The organism is Spirosoma agri (assembly GCF_010747415.1).
Lineage (GTDB): Bacteria > Bacteroidota > Bacteroidia > Cytophagales > Spirosomataceae > Spirosoma > Spirosoma agri.
This window is the reverse complement of record NZ_JAAGNZ010000002.1, coordinates 1,198,447-1,219,611: the sequence shown is the minus strand read 5'-3', so window position 1 is coordinate 1,219,611 and position 21,165 is coordinate 1,198,447. Positions and strand designations below refer to the sequence as shown.

Here is a 21,165-nt window from a genome sequence, read left to right as displayed (position 1 = left end):
CCAACGACCATACGTAGTCGCATGAAAACCGTAGATTCTTATAATTTCGCTGGTAAGAAGGCCCTCGTTCGGGTTGACTTCAACGTTCCGCTCGATAAGGCATTCAATATTACCGACGACACACGCATTAAAGCGACCATTCCTACCGTCATGAAAATCCTGAATGACGGCGGTTCAGCCATTCTGATGTCGCACCTTGGCCGGCCAAAGGGTGGCCCCGAGGAGAAATATTCGCTCAAACACCTGATTCCTGCGCTGGAAAAGGCTTTTGGTCGTGACGTAAAATTCGCGGACGATGCTATTGGTCAGTCGGCTACCGATCTGGCGGCCAGCCTGAAGCCGGGTGAAATCCTGCTGCTCGAAAACCTTCGTTTTTATAAAGAAGAAGAAAAAGGTGACGTAGCCTTTGCCGAGAAGCTGGCAAAACTTGGCGACGTGTGGGTGAACGATGCGTTCGGAACCGCTCACCGCGCTCACGCCAGTACGGCCGTGATGGGTCAGTTTTTCGAGGATCGCGTGGCTGGCTACGTCATGCAGGCTGAACTGGAGAACGCGAAAAAGGTTCTGGGAAGCGCCGAGCGGCCTTTTACGGCCATCATGGGTGGAGCCAAAATCTCGGATAAAATTCTGATCATCGAAAAGCTGCTCGATAACGTCGATAACCTCATCATCGGTGGCGGCATGACCTACACGTTCACCAAAGCGCAGGGGGGCAACATCGGCAAGTCGCTACTCGAAGCCGATAAGCAGGATTTGGCACTTGAGCTGATCAAAAAAGCAGAAGAAAAAGGCGTTAAGATTTATATGCCCGTCGACAACGTCTGCGCCGACGATTTTTCGAATGACGCCAACCGCCAGACAGTCGCGACAGGCACTATTCCGGATGGCTGGGAAGGACTGGATATCGGTCCTGAAACGATCAAATTGTTCACGGACGTTCTGTTGAATTCGAAAACCATCCTGTGGAATGGTCCGATGGGGGTTTTTGAGTTTCCTAACTTCGCCGTTGGCACCGATGCCATTGCCAAAGCGGTGGTGCAGGCAACCGAAGAGAACGGCGCGTTTTCGCTCATCGGCGGTGGTGACTCAGCTTCGGCCGTCAATCAGGCGGGCTACGGCGACCGGGTGAGTTATGTATCGACCGGTGGCGGTGCGCTTCTGGAATACATGGAAGGCAAAGTGCTACCGGGCGTTGCGGCACTGGACTAAGTCTCCATTCAATCGAAGAAAAGGCCTATAAAAAGACACACGCCGTATCTTGGAGATACGGCGTGTGTCTTTTTATAGGCCTTTTCCATACTTTGCTATCAATTAGCACCCACCGTCATGTCAACACACCGCCAGGAATACTATCCCCCATTAGTGGAGGATTGCTACTACCATATCTATAATCGAGGCAATAACGGCGACAACCTTTTCTTTCAGGATCGTAACTACCGCTACTTTCTGCAAAAGTATGATTTCTATTTGAGCGGCTATCTGGAAACATACGCGTTTTGCTTGTTACCCAATCATTTTCACCTGCTGGTTCGCATTCGCAATTTCTCCGATTTACCCGCTCAAGAGCAAACGCTTCGTCATGGTCTAGCGCTCATCACCTCACCCGAACGCATCATTAGTGAACAGTTTCGTCGCTTCTTTTCATCATACGCCAAATCTATTAAAGTCCAGGAAGACCGTACAGGCAGTCTGTTTGAGAAAAATTTCAGACGTAAGGTTGTTCAGTCCGAGCAGTACTTCACGGCCTTAGTCACCTACATTCACCGCAATCCGCAAGCGCACGGCATTTGTCTAGACTTTACTGATTACCCATACAACTCCTATCAGCGCATAATCAACCCCAAACCAACCCGGCTGATGAAGCAATCTGTGGTGGACTGGTTTGGTGATGTTAACGCCTACAAACAATTCCATCAGGAATCGGTGGTACCGGGTTTCATTTCTGACTTATTGTTGGAGGACTAAGTCAGTTGTGAGGAGTGGAAAAGACATACGCCGTACCTTGAAGATACGGCGTATGTCTTTTCCACTCCTCACAACTGACTCAATGCCGCCCTGGCTTTGTTATCGATGCTGTTCTTGTACTCGTGGTGTTTAAAACTGAGTGCTTTTTCGAAGAATGATCGGGCCCGGCTGCGGTCGTTCTTTTGTTGGTAGATATACCCGAGCTGTAGCGCTGCCGTTGCCCCAAAGGATAACGGCTCCTTGCCGCCGTCGTAGGCTTCGCTGAGCGCCAAAGCCCGGATAAAGTAAGGCACGGCAGCATCGACATCGCTCCGGCGTTGGTAGATTCGGCCCAATCGGTAGTTGTATTCGGCTTTTTCGGCAGTTGACAAGAATCGGGCTTCGTTGTAGGGACGCAGATAGGCCAGCGCACTATCCGTAAACCCACCGTCGGAAGCGAGCCGGGCCCGCATCAACACATTCTGATTCGGTGAAACGCCCTGTTTGAGGTACGCTTCGGCGAACTTCTGTGCCGCTTTATCCGACTCAACCGTAGTTCGGCCGACGGTTACTACTTTCTGCAGAAATGCCCTTGCTTTAGCATCGGATGGTTGAAATGCCGGAACACGCGTATTTTGCCCATCGGCTAACCAGTGGCAAAGAAACAATTTGTAATAGGAGTCTTTGACGAAATTCTGGCCTTTGTAGGTGTTCAGAAATTGCTCAAAATGACTGCTCGCAGTTCCGTACTGCCCTTTCTGAAGGTAGATGTCCCCCAGAATATTCTCAATAACTGGCATAGACTGGTAGGCCGGACTAGTCGGACGCGTTGTCAGATACGCAAGTGCCTGTTCGCTATGACCGTTTTTTTGCTCAATGGTCGCCCCAAAGAAATGAAGCAGCAGATTGTCTCGGTTATCGGCTATCAATCGGTGAAGATCCCGCCCATCGGCATCCGAAAATTTTAGAACGTATGCCCGCACCATCAGGTCGATTAGGTTGGCTTCGAGGCCAAAATTTGCGTCCTGCTGCGCCCGCTCCAGCTCCTGCTGCCCTTGCTTGATGTTACCACGCATCCCCAGCAGATTTGCCACCCAAACGTAGTTATCCGGCACGGAGCCAACCATAATGTGAAGTGTCCCCAGCGATTTGTAGGTTGGCAGAAAGTCCGGAAACTTCTTTTGATTGGCGGTCAAGAGTTTATAGGCCCTGATCACATCCCAACTGGCGCTGAGTTCCTTACCGAATTTCAGTTTTACAAACGCCCAGTGAAGCCGCACCTCCGCCTGCATGACGCGCTGCCACGGCGATTTACTGTCCAATGCCTGAATTGCCTCAAGCCGGTCATCTTCGCGATCGCTCATGTTGGCAAACAGCCGGTCATCGTCAGAGGTGACAAGCGCAAGCATATCGGCGTAGTCATCCAGAAAAATCCGAATGCCATTCTGACTACTTTCTTTTACGAGCACTTGGCGGGCTGCCTGAAGCTTCAGCTTTTGCAGGTCAGCATACGAACGTTGTAGGCCGGGTGTCCAGACAAAATCCTGAGCATGCGTACGAAAGGGCAGCAGCGAAAAGCCAAGTACCAGAATCGAAAGAAAGCGGGTATACATCTGTCTGATAAACCCGATACAGCAAAAAAGGTCGCCAGTTAGACGACCTTTTTTAGCGATTACAGTAATCATCTACCGACCCCGGCCAACTGGCGCTGGTTCGGGTACACCTTCGACATCGGCAAAAATCCGTCCGCAGTGTTCGCAAACGATGATCTTCTTCTTGTCTTTAATGTCAGCCTGACGCTGAGGAGGCACTACGTTAAAGCAACCACCACAAGCACCCCGTTTTACCATCACGACAGCAAGACCGTTCAGGGCATTGCTCCGGATTTTATTGTACGAGTTCAACAAGCGCGCTTCAATGGTTGTGGCCTGATGATCGCGTTGCTTGATAATCTCTTTTTCCTCTTCCTGGCTCTCCGACGTGATTTGATCCAGCTCCTGCCGTTTCGCTTTCAGGTCTTCTTTCCGCTCGTTGAGCGCAGCCGTCGTGGTCTTGATTTCTTCTTCCTTACCCCGAACGCGGAATTGGGCTTCGTTGATACGCTTGTCGGCCAGTTCGATTTCGAGCGATTGTAATTCAACCTCTTTCGAAATGGCGTCGAATTCGCGGTTGTTGCGCACGTTCATCTGCTGATCCTTGTACTTGGTGATCAGCTTTTCAGCGTCTTTCTTGGCAACCCGGTTGCGCTCGATTTCTTCTTCCAGCGTCTTAATCTCAGCCTGAAACTTTCCTATCCGCGTTTCGAATCCGGCAATATCGTCTTCCAGATCACGTACCTCTTCGGGCAGACCACCGCGAATTTTGATGAGTTCGTCTAGTTGAGAGTCAAGGGATTGCAGTATAAGAAGGGCGTCTAGTTTTTGCGCAATCGTCAGTTCCATTCGGAAAATAGTTAGTGCTAATTGAAGTACCGAACCGGATTCGTATCCGTTTCTGATAAAATTACCGCAAAAGTAGTGAATTTTTTCGCTAAGTGCTGGCTAATTAACTCTTTTGTAAAGACTTCACTTTCGTAGTGATTAATGTCGCAGATCACAATGCGCCCGTCGGCATCGAAAAACTCGTGGTATTTATAGTCTGCCGTCACAAAAACATCGGCCCCGGCCCGGATGGCATCCGGCAATAAAAAGCTGCCCACGCCCCCGCAAACGGCCACGCGACGGATCGGTTTGTCGACCAGGGGCGTGTACCGAATCAGGTTCAGATTCATACTGTTCTTCAAATACGCGAGCCACGACTGACCATCCATCGGTTCGGACAAATCACCCACGGCACCAGAACCTACTTCCTGATTCTTGTTATCCAATGCCGTTACGTAATAGGCCACTTCTTCGTAGGGGTGCGCTTGTTTCAATGCTGCTAGCATCTGCCCCTGCTGATGAGTCGGGATGAGCACTTCGATCCGGTTTTCAGCTTCTTCGTGGTACTCCCCCACGGCACCGATGGCTGGTTTTGCCGACTCGTCCGGCTGAAACGTGCCGGTTCCGCTAACCCGAAAACTACAGTTTTTATAGTCGCCAACCTGACCGGCCCCGGCGGCATACAGCGCATCCAGTACGCGCTGGGTATCATCGACCGGGACGAAAGTGACCAGCTTGCTTAACACCTGCGCTTTGGGTGCCAGAACCTGAACGTTCTGCAACTTCAGTTTCTCGGCAATCTTGAAATTAACGCCACCGGCCACGTTATCGAGGTTGGTATGAGCCGCGTAAATCGCCACGTCGTTTTTTATGGCCTTGATGACCGTTCGTTCGACGTATGTTTTACCGTTTAATTTCTTGAGACCTTTAAAAATAATCGGGTGGTGAGCCACTACAACGTTACAGCCTTTAGCAACGGCCTCATCAATGACCGCTTCCGTTGTATCGAGGGTGACCAGTACGCCCGTGATCGCTGTGCCGGGATCACCAACCAGCAAGCCGGAATTATCGTATGATTCCTGATAAGCAAGGGGAGCAAACGCTTCCAGATAGGCGGTTAACTGACGAATTTGGGACATACGCAATGACAGGTAAATGATTGAACCGGGTGTCTGACGTAAAGATCTAACCAAAAGTGGACTGAGTTCGTCCTAATAATTGTTAATTAGTTGGGCCCAGAGACCACCGTGCTCAAAAATAGTTGCCAGTGCGTGGTAATACCCCGAACTTTGCCATACCGTTAGCGCTTCAACGACGTTCGGTACGGTCCGTTTTCCGATAACGCATCAGAATGATTCTTAGAACCGAAAATTTAATCAAAAAATACGGGTCACGGTTTGTCAATAACAACGTGTCGTATCAAGTCGAAACGGGTGAAATCGTGGGACTGTTGGGTCCGAATGGCGCGGGCAAAACTACTTCGTTCTACATGGCCGTTGGGCTGGTAAAACCCAACAGTGGCAAAGTTTTTATCGACGATATTGACGTAACTGACCTGCCCATGTACAAACGCGCCCGGCTCGGACTGGGCTATCTGGCGCAGGAAGCATCCGTTTTTCGCGACCTGACGGTCGAAGAAAACGTACTGGCTGTGCTCGAAATGAGCGATTTACCGAAGAGCCAACGGAAAGAAAAAGTAGAGGAACTGCTTGAAGAATTCAGTCTGACGCACGTTCGCAAGAGTAAAGGCAAAGTCTTATCGGGTGGTGAGCGCCGACGGACGGAGATTGCCCGGGCGCTGGCCGTCGATCCCAAATTTATTCTGCTCGATGAGCCATTCGCGGGTGTTGACCCCATTGCGGTTGAAGACATTCAGAGCATTGTCGCCAAACTGAAGCACCGCAACATTGGCATTCTCATCACCGACCATAACGTGAACGAAACGCTCTCCATCACGGATCGCGCCTACTTGTTGTTTGAAGGCAAGATTCTCAAACAAGGCTCTGCCGAAGAACTGGCCAGTGACGAACAGGTTCGGCGATTATATCTGGGCCAGCATTTCGAGCTGAAACGCAAAATTTAACGTAGGGCGGACGGTCGGCCATTGCCATGAAAACCCGCCATTTGTGCGTCAAAACCGCTTAGTAACTACCAATAAGGGAACAGAAGCGGGTTTCCACGGCAGCGATCGACCACCCGCCCTACCGCATTACATTATCCCAGCACTTCGCGCAGGACGGGCAACGATTTTACTTCGCCGACCGAGTCGATATGAATCTGGTAATAAGTAACCAGGGCATCCAGCAGGTCGTTGCGGGAGGCCCGGGCCAGTTTGATTGGCGTGCCGAAGGGTTGCCGCAGCATGATATTGAGCGCCGTTTCCATCTCGTCGTCGGGCAAAAACGGATAGGCATTTTCGCGCAGCTGACTCTCAAATTCGCGGGCGTTTTCGGGACCGAAGCCCAGAAAAAACGAGAGTTTCAGCAAAAACGTAAGGTGAAAGTTTTCGTAGTTTGTGCGGGCTTCCTCCAGAAACAGCACCGAGTCACCCAGGAACCGGAACAGCACCGGACTGCCCGCTTCTTCTTTCAACACTTTGTTCAGCATTTCCGTCACGAACATCGCGATCGTCGATTTGCTCACCTCGAAAGGCAGACTCTGAAACGGATACCCGGTTTTGATCTCCGAAAGGCGGTGAATGTCGCGGTCTGGCTTGTTATATACAACCATGTCCAGCAATGTCAGCGGCTGAAACAGGGCAATTTTGTTGTTTTTACTCCGCGCCGTCCGAACACTGTTGACGATATAACTCTGTAACCCAAACTCTTCGGTGTAGATACGGGCAATAATGGACGTTTCGCGGTAACGAATATAACTAAGGGCAATACCCCGGGTTTTTTGCAGCATTGGTAGTTGTGCGTAAGCCTACTAATATAACTCTTTTTCGACAGAATTTATAGATTTCATTACCCAACGCCTGACAAAAAAACCCACGATACCCAAACGACTCTGTTTCACCCAAGAACCCAATACATCCGATTTGATCGGGCTAGCGCGGGATTGGGCAATTCTATCTGACCGATTTTACGGCGACGATCAAGTAAAACGCAGCGCAGAATTTCTTTACAACTAGCATCCTATCTTCTCACATGAAACTTTACAGAACCCGCTCCGGCATCGTACTCGAATCCAACAATCAGTTCTATGCCGTTCCTGCCGACAATTGGGACGATTTGATCAATCAGGATAATCTGTATGCCGTTCTGCAACAGGTAACTACATCGGTAAGCGCAGCGGACGACCACCAGCAATGGGCGCAGACAGGTTTATTAGCACCCATTGGCCGACAGGAGGTTTGGGCATCGGGGGTGACGTACCTACGCAGCCGTAACGCCCGTATGGAAGAATCCAAAAAATCGGGGGGCGATAATTTCTACGACCGGGTTTATGATGCCGATCGGCCCGAACTGTTCTTCAAATCGACACCCGAACGCGTAGTCGGTCCGGGCGATAATGTCCGTATCCGCGCTGACTCGACCTGGAACGTACCAGAACCTGAACTGACGCTGTTTATCACATCGTCCGGCAAGATTGTTGGCTACACCTGCGGTAATGATATGAGTTCGCGAAGTATAGAAGGCGAAAATCCGCTCTATCTGCCACAGGCCAAATCGTACGACGGTAGTGCCGCTCTCGGGCCGTGCCTGTTCGTTCCCGAAACGCCCATCGCACCCGAAACGAACATCCGACTCGAAATTAGTCGAGCGCAGCAGACCGTCTTTACGAACACCATTGCGATCAGTCAGATGAAACGGCAGCACACCGAGCTGGTTTCTTTTCTTTACCGCGAGTGCTCGTTCCCGTTCGGCTGTTTCCTGATGACCGGCACGGGCATTGTTCCTCCCGACGATTTCACGCTTCAATCCGGCGACGAAATACGGATCAGCATCGATGGAATCGGAACACTGGAAAACGTCGTTGCTTAGCAGAGACGCACTACCATACGTCTCTAGGCTTATACATCGGTGCCAGTCAACGAAAAGATGATAGCAATTCGTTAACTGGCATAAACGATTATTTACCCGTATTTTTACTGAGGAATGGGCAACTAGCCTAACAACCTCATGAAGCGATTAGGGTGGTATTCAGCCGGTTTACAGAGCATCATCGCCACCATACTGCTCGTGCTGGTCGCTGGTCTGGGTCAATCGTTCAGACCCGACCAGCCAAGCAAACAGGTAAAATCGGATTACCTAGCCAACTTAGCGCGCCTTGATTCGACCGTAGCCGATTTACAACGCACGATTCAGCAGCCCCAGTCAGAAGCCTTGGTTCAGGCCGCGTTTCGTCGGTCCAGGCTAGCGTACAAACAGGTCGAATTCCTGACCGAGTTCTACTTTTCGGGGTCGGCAAAATCGCTCAACGGACCGCCCGTCGCCGAAGGCGAGGTTGACGATGGGGTCGGTATTGTCATTCAGCCAACTGGCTTTCAGGTGGCCGAAGAACTGATTTTTCCGCTGGATGCCGATCAACACACGGCGTTGTTGCAACAGGTGACGTCGATGCAGAACACCATCCGTCAGTTACGTCGGGTGGCTGGATACAACGAACTGACCGATAGTCAAATCTTTGACGCCATGCGGCTGGAAGTCGTTCGGCTGATCACGCTGGGCATCACCGGATTCGACTCGCCGGTGGCGCTGCATTCGTTACCCGAAAGCATTGCAGCCCTCGAAAGCATAGAGTATACCCTTCGAGCGTATCCGCTCGCGGTCCAGCATTCGGCCCTGTCTGCTCAGCTTGACCAGACCATTGACAGGGCGATTCAGGCGCTGCGTAAGTCATCGTTCAACCGGTTCGATCGGCTCAGTTTCATCCGGAACTATGCGTATCCACTAAACGGGTTACTCATGGACGCGCAACTGGCCCTTGGTTATCCGCTGGCAACCAGCAAACGAATGCTCCGCCCAACAGCCCGGACCCTCTCGGATTCCAACGCCTTCGACCCGACCTTTTTTCTGCCCTACAGCCACGCCCAACCAACGGCGGATCGGATTGCGCTCGGGAAACTGCTTTTCTTTAACCCGGCTCTTTCCGGGAATGGGCAACGTTCCTGCGCCACTTGTCATCAGCCCAATCTAGCCTTCACGGATGGAGAAGCATCGCCGTTTGACCTTGATGCCAAACAACGCATCGGTCGAAATACCCCTACGTTGCTGAACGCAGCCTTTCAGTCGTTTCAGTTTATGGATTCGCGGAGTTTTTCGCTGGAAGATCAGATCACCGATGTCATTCATAACACGCAGGAAATGAGCGGCTCTATTGCCCAGGCAACCGCCGTATTACGAAAAGATTCGACCTACAAAGCGCAGTTTGCCAACGCGTATTCGGATGGCGTAACCGAAACGAATCTGAAAAATGCACTCGCGTCGTACATCCGGTCATTGGTCAGTCTGAATGCCCGACCGGATCGGTATCTGCGCGGAGAAGAAGTAGCCCTGACCGCGCAGGAGAAACAGGGCTTCAACGTATTTATGGGCAAAGGCAAATGCGCAACCTGTCACTTTTTCCCGCTGTTCAACGGCACCGTCCCCCCCGCTTACGTGAAAACCGAAAGCGAAGTACTGGGCACACCCGCCACGGACGCGGAGAAACAACTCGATACCGACGCCGGTCGCTATAAGACAACGAAAATCGACATCCACCGGAACGCGTTCAAAACCCCGACCGTCCGGCAGGCGGCTCTCACGGCCCCTTACATGCACAATGGCGTCTACAAGACGCTGAATCAAGTTGTTGACTTCTACGACAAGGGGGGCGGAACGGGGCTAGGCTTCACGCTGGAAAACCAAACCCTCCCCACTGACAAGCTCAACCTGACAGCCGCCGAAAAACGGGCGCTGGTTGCCTTTATGAAGTCACTGTAAGTAGCGGAGCAGAAATTCGACACGCCAGCTATTGACGATTTGGCATATCGACCTTCTACTTCGCTCTTAACATCTATTTTTTGACGCGTTCGTTCAGATCCAGTTGCTGAATCAAGGCTGGATTTTCGGGGGTCAGCGTAAAAAACACGTCCACATTGCCCTGTTCGCCTTCGATCAGGAAACGACCGCGCAACTGATTTTCGGGCACTACTTCACCAACCCGAACTACCTTACCAATTTTTTCGAACAGGGCCTGGGCCGCTTTCCGACGGTTCTCCAGCGAATGATCCGGGAAGAAATTCTCGGCAAAAATCGGACTCTTCTCAGCATTCGTCCAGTTAGGCAACAGCCGCACCAGCTCCGCTTTGCGCTGCTTAAGAATCGGCGAAACGGGTAACTGACGAGGTTGCAGTTTCGCCATCGATATCAGTGTATCCAGCACCGCCCAGTTCACCGTCCCCAGATTGGCGTAGGTCAAGTTTCCGTAGGCAATGATCCCAATCCCATAGTCAGGTAAGATGCGCCACTGGCTACCAAAACCGGGCAAACCACCGCTATGCGCGACATACTCCCGCCCGTCAGCATCGCGGCTCCAGGTCAGTCCATAGGCGTAATGAGTGACCATCGGACTGACCCGGCCACTCGGAAAGCGAAACGTTGGTGACAGATCCCGGAACGTGCGGGGCATGTGCATCTCCCGTACGGAGCTGCGTTTGATGGGTCCCGTTTCGGCCTCATTTCGGGCGGGCCAGGCCGATTGATGAAACGCCACGTAGCGACTAAAATCCTCGATGGACGTAATCAGTCCGCCCATGGCCCCGTAACTACCGTCGTGAAGCAGTGGCTCCTCAACCCACTGATTGTCAAGCCATCGATACCCATGCGCCAGCTGATCTGCGGGTACTTTGGTGTATTCCCATTCGGTATGCGTCATGCCGAGCGGTTTCAGAATGGCATCGGTGATGTACTGCTGATACTGTTTGCCGGAAGCTTTCGTAATGATCCGGCCCAGCATGGCAAACCCCATATTGCTGTATTCGTAGGCGACACCCGGCACGTTGGAAAACGAAATATCTTTTTTGAGAAAGGCCAAGAGTTCAGCGTCAGAATCGGCCAATTGCCGGTCACCCCAGGGGTTATCTTCGGGGAAACCCGCCGAGTGCGCCATCAGATTCCGGACAGTTATAGCTGGCGCATCGGCGGTAAGATACGTCAGGTTGGCCGCTTCCGGTATGTACTTCGACGCTGGATCATCGAGTTGGAGTTTTCCTTCATCGCGCAGTTTCAGAATAGCCATCGCCGTAATGCTCTTGGTCATGGAGGCAATCCGGAATACCGATTTTGGCGTCGCTGGCGTTTTGCGCGCTACGTCCGTAAAACCCAGACCGCCCGAATGTACCAGTTTCCCATCGACAACCAGCCCGTACGCAAGGCCCGGATAATGATTTTTGGCAGCATATTCCTGGTAGATTTTGTCGATTGCCGAATAGGTAGCTTCGATTTTAGCCAGCCGGTTGGGGTCGGTAAAGGCTGGCGGCTGGTAATTTTTCTGTTGCGATGAGGCCATGATTGACGTTGACTGGCTGAAGGCCACCGACGCCCAGAGTGAGGTTATGAGTAAAACGATTCGGTTCATAAACAGGTCAGGTTGATGCGATAAAGATAGTACTTTCGCACTGATCAGCGTACTGCGCATCGGCCCCGCCCGAACGTTATCAGGCCCCGGCTGGATGGGCCGTATTCTTCACCCTAAACCTTATGCTATGAAAGCCATTTTGTGCACCCAGTTTGGCCCACCCGAAACCCTGGTTTTCGACGAAATCGAATCGCCCAAAGCGGGCAAGGGACAGGTTGTTGTCAGCGTCAAGGCGTGTGGCGTCAACTTTCCGGATACGCTCATGATCGACGGAAAATATCAGTTCAAACCGCCCTTCCCGTTCTCACCGGGGGGCGAAGTAGCGGGCGTCATCAAAGAGGTTGGTGAGGGCGTTACGCACCTGTCGGTGGGCGACAACGTCTTTGCCCTGACCGGACATGGCGGATTTGCCGAAGAAGTCGTCGCCAACGCATCCACCACCCTGCTCATGCCGGATGGCATGGATTACGTTACGGCGGCTTCGACCCTATACACCTATGGCACATCGTACCACGCGCTAAAAGACCGGGCTAATTTAAAACCGAGCGAAACACTACTGGTTCTTGGGGCCGCTGGCGGTGTGGGACTGGCCGCCGTTCAGCTGGGCGTATTGATGGGCGCACGGGTCATTGCCGCTGCATCGAGCGACGAAAAACTGGCAGTCTGCCGCCAGCTGGGTGCCCATGAAACGATCAATTATACGGCCGAAGATCTCCGTGAGCGCATCAAAATCCTGACAGAAGGGACTGGCATCGATGTCGTTTACGATCCCGTTGGCGACCGCTATGCCGAACCCTGCATCCGGTCACTAGCCTGGAAAGGCCGGTATCTGGTCGTTGGTTTTGCGGCTGGCTCGATCCCGACCATTCCGCTGAATCTGGCATTACTCAAGGGGGCCTCTCTGGTGGGCGTATTCTGGGGTGCCTTCGCGCAGCGCGAACCAGCGGTTAGCCTGGCCAATTTCGATCAGATTCTGCGCTGGATCAACGATGGTCAACTGACGCAACACATTTACAAAACCTATCCGCTTACGGAAGCACCGCTGGCGTTGCGAGCCCTGATGGATCGGCAGGTGATTGGAAAAGCCGTCGTTGTCTTGTAAAAGCCTAGTAAAATCTTACTACGAATCAAAAAAGCCGCGTCGAATCAGCTCGAATACGGCTTTTTTTATAAAAAAGTTATTCCGGTGGGTTTGAGCCGTATTTTTACAAATGATTTGTGAGCGAATCACAATTATTCTACGGCGGGTTGATAGTTCGGCAGAAGAGCTATTGGCCCCTCCTTACCACTATTATTTATGCAACTTGATAATTTCAGAACTGTAGCCGCGAATTACAAAGTAATTTTTTTCGATGCGTTTGGTGTTCTGAAAAATTACGAAGGTGTATTGCCGGGTATTGAAAACACGTTCAACTGGCTTCAGTCAACTGGCAAAGAATTCTATGTGCTTACCAATGACGCGTCGCGCAGTCCGACTGAATTAGCCGAATCCTATTACCGACAGGGTTTGTATGCCATCACACCCGAACGGATTATCTCGTCAGGGATGCTGGCGCGGGAATACCTCGACCTGAAAGTCAATCACGGTACGGTTGCTTACCTGGGCACCGATAGTTCAGCGCATTACCTCGAAACGACTGGCCTCAAAACATTGCCAATTAGCAAAGTAGACCTGGCGGATGTGGCCGATATCAATGCGCTGGTTCTGCTCGACGACGAAGGCTACGATTGGAATACAGACCTGAACAAAACGGTCAATCTACTGCGTAAGCGTAACATTCCGGTCATTGTTGCCAACACGGACGAAACCTATCCCGTCTCGAAAACCCGCATTGCCATTGCGATCGGTGCCGTAGCGGAAATGATCGAAACGATTGTCGGCAAACAGTTTATCCGGTTCGGAAAACCCGATGCGCAACTTTTTATGTTTGCCTACGAACGACTCGACAACGTAGTTCCCCGTGGTTTGGAGGAACAGTCAGCGGGATACATCGGCAAACGCGATGTACTGATGGTGGGCGATACCCTGCGCACCGACATACTCGGGGGTAATAAGTTTGGGCTGGATACGGTTCTGGTGCTAACGGGCAACACACAGGCGCAGGACGTCGACGTACAGATTCGCAGTACCGGTATCATTCCAACGTATATCTGCGAGTCGGTCCTGATTTCCTGAGATGGCGTTAGTCAGCCCTGTCTAGTTTACAATCAACCAACAAAAAAGGCATCTCCATCGTGATGGAGATGCCTTTTTTACGAACGAAGCTGTTCTTACTTTTTCAGCAACCGTACGGTTTTTGTCTGCGTAGCGGTATGAACGTTCAGCAGATACAACCCGGTAGCATTACCCAGTTGAAGCGTTTGCCGCTCGATCTCGGCCGCCTGACCGATGGCCAGTTTGCTTATCGACCGTCCCTGCTCGTCGAACACCTGGAAGTTCAGCGACTCGCCGGTTGCACCACGAACTTCAACCTGAGCCTGTTGACCCGCTGTCGGGTTTTCCAGTACCGTTACAGTCAGTTCGGCCTTCCGTTCAACAACGCCGATCCGCGCCGGTGCATTACACGCAGCAAGCCAGTTATAGCTGTAGGTTGCTACGACTGCGGTGCCGGTTTGTGCCGCTCGAAGCGTAACCGTTGGGTTATCGGTATACAGGCGGACCGTGTAAGGAGCAGGTGCCATCGTCGGTGATGTTTCGTTGACAACCGAGAAGGTGATAGCCTGACCGTTGGTGCCCGTGTATTGTGGTGCGAAGGTCAACTGACGCTCGCCAGCCGACGTAGCCACGCAGCTGATGGTATTGACACCCGCAATGGTGAATGCAGCGGGTGGCGTGGTGCCAATCGTCAGCACAAACGAACCGGTCGCGAAGGCACCCGATGCGTCAGTTGCCCGAACGACTACCGTTCTGCTACCAACCACCGTGGTCGTTCCGCTGATAACGCGGGAAGTTACGCCAATGGTAAAACCGGCGGGCAAATTGGTGGCCGTATACCGGAGCGTTGCCTGACCGTCTGGATCGGTGAAGGCCGTTGCCGGAACCGTGTAGCTGAAAGGTACGCCAACCGTAGCAACCTGGTCCGTCAATCCACCGTTATAAACAGGTGGGCGGTTGGCGACTGGTGGTGTACCACAGGCAGCCCGGAAGTTCCACACAAAGTAGGTTGCCCGGGTAGCCGCGTCCTGAATCGGAAGGATGTACTGGTTGTTATCGAACGAATACGTATACTGAACGCCCAACTGACCTTCTCCCGTTACGCCGTTGATGAGCAGTGGTGGCAAGGCTGGCGTAAAGGAACCGTCTGCATAACCCACAACGAAATTCACGCTCGACAGACCGGCGCTTGTCGTGTTACAGGTGAAGCTGGTGATCGTCAGTGAAGGAGGTGTTGCTGGCTGGGTAGCGGTTGCGCTGATTGCAATCGTGAACGTACCCGAAGCGGACAGACTGCCCGGATCAGTAGCGACAAGGGATACCGAGCTAACACTCGCCGTTGTGGGCGTACCGCTAATGACCAGTGTAGGGGCATCGAACGTCAGTCCCGCGGGTAAACCCTGCACAGCGAACGACAGTGGTTTTCCCTCTGGATCACTGAACGAAGTAGCTGGTATGTCATACCGGAAGGCAAGACCAACCGTACCTGTCAGCGATGTAACGCCATTGAATACGGGTGGCTGATTGGCGGCTGGCGTCGCACAGGCTTCGCGGAAATTCCACACGAAGTAGGTTGCCCGGGTAGCCGCGTCCTGAATCGGCAATGTGCTCTGGTTGTTATCAAACGCGTAGTTGTATTTAACACCCAACTGGCCCGCGCCGGTCACACCGTTGATGAACAGGGGAGCAACAGCGGGCGTAAACGTCCCGTTTGGATAGCCAACCACAAAATCGACGCTGCTCAACGAAGAATTGGTCGTGTTACAGGTGAAGCTGGTAACAGCCAGCGGCTCGTTCGATCCCGAAGCCTGAAGTGCTCTGTCGGCCTGAATGAACCCGTAGCCGGTTCTGAAGTCAAAACCCGCATCGAAAGTAGGTGTCAGCGGATCATCCATATCGATAGCCGTCTGCTTCATAATCGACAGTACTTCGGCAGGCGACAGCTTATTTTTCGCCTTTTCCTGCATCAGCGCGGCTACAGCCGCAGCATGTGGAGCCGCAGCTGATGTTCCGAAAAAGTTCGGAAATCCATCTGGCTCGTAGTCAGCCGAGAAGAACGTATTGTTGCCGCCATCGACCGATGTGATCTCCGGTTTTTCCCGAACGATACCATTCTGGCTGATACGTTGTCCTGTCGCGTCGAATAAGGTGGGCGTGCCACCAGCCGACGAGAACGTTTCGATTACCGCCGTCGTCAGGTTGGGGTTATAAGCTGGCGTGTTGAAATAAGGCGCTGCACCAACGGCAATAGCCCGCGATGAACCACTGTGTCCGAACGATGCACCACTGCGTGTATCGTATTCGATCACAACCGTCCGGCTACCAAAATTGACCCACTTAACCAGACCTGGATCAGGACCAGCGTACTTTACGATCACGACATCGATATCGACCGGAGCCGCCGTATTGTTCGTATACGTACCGGTTACTTCAGCCGGATCACCGCTCGCAATGTTATCGGCAGTACCACCGCCAATCGCAACTCCATTTCTAAAAAATAAGATATCCAGATCAGATTTGGCTCCTACACCACCGCTCACCGACCGGAATGGATCATCCCACTGAAACGACAGGCGCAGGGTTCCACCCGATGGTACGGTTACTTTCTGGTAAATATCGCCACCACCGAAATCGTGGGCAATACCGTAGCCTGGTATGTTGATACCCGAGTTGACAAACTTGGCCTGATAGGAAGACCGCGCCTGGTTACCGGCTGCCGAGAAATACGTTGCGTTATTATTAGTGACCACCTGATCAGCCGCCTGGCCTACAATACCGTCCTGAAAGAACGGCTCGGCCAGATAGATGATGTCATCGACAATGATGTTACAACCAGCTGCCGCTAAATCGATGATTCCTTTGGCAAAACCAGCCTGTCCACGGTAGGCGGTGTTGAACGCAATGGCCGCGCCGGGAGCGACGTCGTAAACGATTTCAGCCATAGCACGTCCTTCGTCGCTGGCACCGGCTACCAGGTAATCGTCAATTACCTGTACGCCTGCCGCCGGAAGATCGCCGGAAGCTATGCCTTTCGCGGCACCACCCAGTGCATTGTAGGAATCCGAGATAACGCCCACTTTAGACCCAGCACCCGTTACGCCATACGTCTTGCGAGCCAGATCAGCTTTCAACGCTTTATCGCCCTGTGAGGTTACAGACCCTGTGTTATTGACGGGTTTGTAAAAAGGTCGTGCGTAGCCCAAGGAGGCAACATCCTTCAACTCATCAAGTTTGTCGATAGGTAGAAAACCGAATATCATACTACGATAGGCGACTCCGTCCGTAAGACCCAAGCCCCGCAATTGGGCTAATAAAGCCTCGCCGTTCTGGTCATTGGCAACCGCTTCGATAGCAACCAGATTTCCCGTAATAACGTACTCGTTTCTTATTTCTCCATCCCGAATGGGCGGGGGCGTTGGTGCACCGTTACTCCGCTGAACGCTTAGCAGATCGGGCGTAATTTTGGCAGCTCTCGACGCAGCCTTAAGCTCCGTCGGCGTTTGCGCTTCGCTCAGTAGAGGAACACAGAATAGTGCCGCTACCGCATACGCAACCGCACTACGCTTTTGTAGTGATTTTAACATACACAAAATGGGTTAGTTATATTGACAACAAAACGAATGAAGCTAAAAAGTAGCGGGGAATTGGATGAATAAATTCATAACTATTCATCTATTAATCCAATTCCCCGCTCCCGTTAACTCCATCCAGACGCAAAATGACCCCAAAACGATTAGTATCAAAGATTATTATACTTATTTTTCATTATTTATCCATATCTATATATACCTAGTCATACATCAGTCAGTAATTTATATGGCTTATCAACCCTATAAGCTGAATTACAGCAAATGGAGACATAAAGTAAATCGGTCGTAGTTTCCTTCTCTTTCGGACGTTACGTTTTTAGAACCGGGTGCTCAACATCCGGCTATCGACAGGCCCACCAATGAGCGCCCTGATCACTAAAACCATTGAATCAATACCAACGAAATGGGGAATCCGCCGTGCAAATTCCCCATTTCGGTGTTTAGTCTATTACGCCAACTTCGGTGTTAATTGGCTCCTCAACCGGTTGCCCTTTGGGAGCTAGCAGCCGGTCGTATAGCCGCAGCAACTTGCCTCGTTCGTGCGTCCACGATAATTCATTGGCCACCCGTCGGTAGCCAAATTCGGCCATTTCCGTACGAACCGTTTCGTTGTCGAGCAGGTAGGTAATCTTCGCTGCGAAATCATCGAGATCGTTCGGGCGGGCATAGAGCGATGCTTTCTGGGCCGAGAACCGACCTTCCTTCAGATCGAACTGAACGATGGCTTTCTTAAGGGCCATATACTCCATGATCTTGTTCATGGTGGAGAGGTTATTCATCTCCGTAGGCCGGTCGGGGTTCACGCAGAGGTCGGTCGTGTTCAGTACCTCCAGCAACAGATCGTCGGGAACGCGGCCGTAGAAATCCACGTAGTCCGCAACACCCAGTGTACCGGCCAGCGCCTTCATTTCATCCAGGCTGGTTCCTCCGCCCACAATAGCGAACTGCACATCCTGGCGAACAGCGACAATTTTTTTCACCGCTTCGAGCAGTAAGTCAAGCCCTTCGCTTTGCGCAATAACACCCAGATAGCCAACCAGATACCGACGACCCTTCTTGTACGCGACGTTGCCGGGAACGATCCGGAGCCGTTCCAGTTTAGGACCACTCCGCACGATCGTTACTTTCTCCGGCTTCATTTTGCCCCGTCGAACCGCGATTTCTTTGTACGATTCGTTCGTTGCAATACTGACATCCGCTACTTTGTAGGTGATCCGTTCGAACATCAGCATCAGCCGATAGAAAAAGTCTTTCTTATCGAATTTAGCCAGATAGAACTCCGGATTGATGTCGTGGTGATCAAAGACGTATTTTACACCGAGCAATTTGAACGGCAGCGCAACCGTAAAAATCAGGTCGGGCGGATTGCAGCCGTGAATGACGTGAATTCTCTTTTTGGCGAAAATCCTGATGGCGTACCAGTACCACCAGAAAATAGACGTGCCGTATTCGACCAGATAACCCAGTGCTCCCGACGCTTCGACCGGCAGCGGATGGCGATAAATATCGATACCGTCGAGCTGCTCGAACGCGTCGGTATAGCCTTTCATTTTCGGGCAGATGATACTGATCTCAGCACCGGCCTCGCGCAACGTGGTGGCCTCCTGCCACACGCGTCGGTCGAACGGAACCGGAAGGTTTTCGACAATGATCAGAATATGCTTACCCGCCAGATTTTCGTAGTTGGTTGTATCCATAAGTAGTACGTTTGCGATGTGCAGCCCACGATTAGAGGCTATAGCTTGCTGTGCTGTGGCCGTCTATCTGAACGTTAATTGAGCGGGGGAATCAGTTGCGTCCTGCGACCAGTTGATACCGATATACTGATTGCTGGCATCTACATCGGCCTGAATCCGGACCAGATCAAGTACTACCTTATTGCTCGTTTCACTCAGAACATGCACAAATTCGGCTTCTTTGGTGCAGACAACCAGTACATCACTCCACTCCGTCAGCTCCTGCGCATCCTGCACCATCAATCGCGACAGGTGGGGAATATGCTGATCGATGTATTCCTTATTAGTCCCCGTCAGTTTTGAGGTGTGCACATTGCGATCATAAATCTTGAGGGAAAAACCTTTTCCCAGCAGCGTTTCGGCCAGTTCAACGGCAGGGCTATTGCGGAGATCATCCGTTCCGGCTTTAAACCCGATTCCCAAAAATCCGATGTTCCGGTGGCTATGGCGCATCAGGACAGCGATGGCCCGCTGCATCTGAATCTCGTTCGTGCGATGAATGCTGTTGATCACCGGCACCTGAAGATACAGGTCATGGGCCAGCGTTTGTAGTCCTTTCAGGTCTTTGGGCAGGCAAGACCCACCGTAGGCAAAGCCTGGTTTGAAGTAGTATTTGGAAATATTGAGCTGTTTGTCTTTACAGAAAATGTCCATCACCTCGTGCGAATCGATACCGAGCGACGAACAGATGTTTCCAACCTCATTGGCGAACGAAATTTTCAGCGCGTGGTACGTATTGTTCACGTACTTCATGATCTCAGCCGTTTTCGTTTCGGCCACAATAACTTCGGCGGGTAATTCGTCGTAGAGACTCCGCACCACAGCCGCAGCCCGCTCAGACTCAGTACCAATCAGCGTCAGAGGTGGATGGTAATAATCATAGACCGCCGTACCTTCCCGCAGAAACTCAGGATTGCTCACAACCGCAAAGTCCACATTACGCGTTTTTCCGGAACGCTCCTCAATCATGGCCGCGATTTTTTCGCAGGTGCCCGGCATTACGGTCGACCGCAGCGCAACGACGTGAAAGCCTTCTTTTTCCCGAAGTACATTGCCAAAATGCTCGGCAACGTTCAGGATGTAGGTCAGATTCAGATGGCCCTGTGCGGTCGTGGGCGTTCCGACCGCAATGATGGATAAGTCTGTATTAAAAATCGCTTCCCGGAAATCAGTCGTGGCCCGAATCCGACCCAGCAAATGTTGTGTGGCAATAATGGCGTCTATGTCTTTCTCAACAATGGTTGCCCGGCCGTCATTAATCTGATCGACCTTGGTCTTATTAACATCGACACCTACCACCTGATGACCATTCTGGGCCAAACACCCAAGGCTCACGCATCCTACGTAGCCAAGACCAAAAATACTGATGTTCATGTTTACTGTAAGGTTGAATAACTAATTAGGTACATACGATATATTTTCGGCTTCATTAGCTCTGCAAACCCAGACGCAGCAGGTGCGGCTAGCCTGACCCGTTCGGACGATTTCGCATACACTGCCCGAACGTTTGCGTATCTCGCCAACCGAGAACAACGCTACTGTTTCTCGAATACTTGTCGCAATATATATACAATTAGTTATTAGTACTCTAATTACGGTAACTAATAGTTAAAATTAATTTTAGCGAGAATTATTTTAGGATGTATAAACTATTTAACTGATTTATTTCAATATTGCCGTACATACAACGGCAATACGGCACATTTAAGCACTTTTCAGCTGCTGTCACAAAAAAAATTACATAAACGTCTCTGGAT

Annotated in this window: 15 protein-coding genes; 7 read left to right on the top strand and 8 right to left on the bottom strand. The window is 51.6% G+C overall.

Features of this window, described 5'->3' with window-relative positions; translation table 11 throughout:
- Nucleotides 1-21 precede the first annotated feature (21 nt).
- Together GK091_RS21690 and GK091_RS21685 are read left to right on the top strand one after the other, a co-directional pair.
- Nucleotides 22-1,209: a phosphoglycerate kinase gene (locus GK091_RS21690; protein WP_164041965.1), complete on the top strand. Its 1,188-nt coding sequence runs from the start codon at nt 22-24 to the stop codon at nt 1,207-1,209.
- Nucleotides 1,210-1,326: 117 nt separating this feature from the next.
- On the top strand, nt 1,327-1,965 hold the full coding sequence (locus GK091_RS21685; RefSeq protein WP_164041964.1) for a hypothetical protein: 639 nt from the start codon (nt 1,327-1,329) through the stop codon (nt 1,963-1,965).
- A 68-nt stretch (nt 1,966-2,033) separates the two neighbouring features.
- Here GK091_RS21685 and GK091_RS21680 read toward each other — a convergent pair whose 3' ends face one another.
- From GK091_RS21680 to GK091_RS21670, 3 genes are all read right to left on the bottom strand, one after another.
- The gene (locus GK091_RS21680) at nt 2,034-3,557 is read right to left on the bottom strand and encodes a tetratricopeptide repeat protein (protein WP_164041963.1); all 1,524 of its coding nucleotides are present in this window, start codon (nt 3,555-3,557) and stop codon (nt 2,034-2,036) included.
- 72 nt (nt 3,558-3,629) lie between these two features.
- The gene (locus GK091_RS21675) at nt 3,630-4,385 is read right to left on the bottom strand and encodes a zinc ribbon domain-containing protein (RefSeq protein ID WP_164041962.1); all 756 of its coding nucleotides are present in this window, start codon (nt 4,383-4,385) and stop codon (nt 3,630-3,632) included.
- A 17-nt stretch (nt 4,386-4,402) separates the two neighbouring features.
- Nucleotides 4,403-5,503: a Nif3-like dinuclear metal center hexameric protein gene (locus GK091_RS21670; protein ID WP_164041961.1), complete on the bottom strand. Its 1,101-nt coding sequence runs from the start codon at nt 5,501-5,503 to the stop codon at nt 4,403-4,405.
- Nucleotides 5,504-5,715: 212 nt separating this feature from the next.
- Here GK091_RS21670 and lptB point away from each other — a divergent pair, with 212 nt between their 5' ends.
- The gene (lptB, locus tag GK091_RS21665; RefSeq protein WP_164041960.1) at nt 5,716-6,447 is read left to right on the top strand and encodes an LPS export ABC transporter ATP-binding protein; all 732 of its coding nucleotides are present in this window, start codon (nt 5,716-5,718) and stop codon (nt 6,445-6,447) included.
- Between the two features lie 131 nt (nt 6,448-6,578).
- On the opposite strand, the gene recO is transcribed toward lptB, so the two are convergent.
- Nucleotides 6,579-7,271, bottom strand: coding sequence for a DNA repair protein RecO (gene recO / locus GK091_RS21660; RefSeq protein WP_164041959.1), 693 nt, complete (start codon nt 7,269-7,271; stop codon nt 6,579-6,581).
- Between the two features lie 242 nt (nt 7,272-7,513).
- On the opposite strand from recO, the gene GK091_RS21655 reads away from it, so the two are divergent.
- A complete protein-coding gene (locus tag GK091_RS21655; protein ID WP_164041958.1) occupies nt 7,514-8,350 on the top strand; it encodes a fumarylacetoacetate hydrolase family protein in 837 nt (278 codons plus the stop codon).
- Between the two features lie 138 nt (nt 8,351-8,488).
- The gene (locus GK091_RS21650; protein ID WP_164041957.1) at nt 8,489-10,291 is read left to right on the top strand and encodes a cytochrome-c peroxidase; all 1,803 of its coding nucleotides are present in this window, start codon (nt 8,489-8,491) and stop codon (nt 10,289-10,291) included.
- Between the two features lie 73 nt (nt 10,292-10,364).
- Here GK091_RS21650 and GK091_RS21645 read toward each other — a convergent pair whose 3' ends face one another.
- Entirely contained in the window at nt 10,365-11,927 is a 1,563-nt protein-coding gene (locus GK091_RS21645) for a serine hydrolase domain-containing protein (RefSeq protein ID WP_164041956.1), read from the bottom strand.
- A gap of 127 nt (nt 11,928-12,054) precedes the next feature.
- Between GK091_RS21645 and GK091_RS21640 the strand changes: the two genes are divergently transcribed.
- Nucleotides 12,055-13,029 (top strand): NADPH:quinone oxidoreductase family protein, encoded by a 975-nt coding sequence (locus tag GK091_RS21640; RefSeq protein ID WP_164041955.1) that lies wholly within the window; start codon nt 12,055-12,057, stop codon nt 13,027-13,029.
- Nucleotides 13,030-13,224: 195 nt separating this feature from the next.
- The gene (locus GK091_RS21635; protein WP_164041954.1) at nt 13,225-14,103 is read left to right on the top strand and encodes an HAD-IIA family hydrolase; all 879 of its coding nucleotides are present in this window, start codon (nt 13,225-13,227) and stop codon (nt 14,101-14,103) included.
- A gap of 95 nt (nt 14,104-14,198) precedes the next feature.
- On the opposite strand, the gene GK091_RS21630 is transcribed toward GK091_RS21635, so the two are convergent.
- The 3 genes from GK091_RS21630 to GK091_RS21620 form a co-directional block, all read right to left on the bottom strand.
- Nucleotides 14,199-17,666: a putative Ig domain-containing protein gene (locus GK091_RS21630; RefSeq protein ID WP_164041953.1), complete on the bottom strand. Its 3,468-nt coding sequence runs from the start codon at nt 17,664-17,666 to the stop codon at nt 14,199-14,201.
- Between the two features lie 446 nt (nt 17,667-18,112).
- Complete coding sequence (locus tag GK091_RS21625; RefSeq protein WP_164041952.1) at nt 18,113-19,369, bottom strand: glycosyltransferase family 4 protein; 1,257 nt, start codon at nt 19,367-19,369, stop codon at nt 18,113-18,115.
- Nucleotides 19,370-19,432: 63 nt separating this feature from the next.
- Complete coding sequence (locus tag GK091_RS21620) at nt 19,433-20,782, bottom strand: nucleotide sugar dehydrogenase (protein WP_164041951.1); 1,350 nt, start codon at nt 20,780-20,782, stop codon at nt 19,433-19,435.
- Nucleotides 20,783-21,165 lie beyond the last annotated feature (383 nt).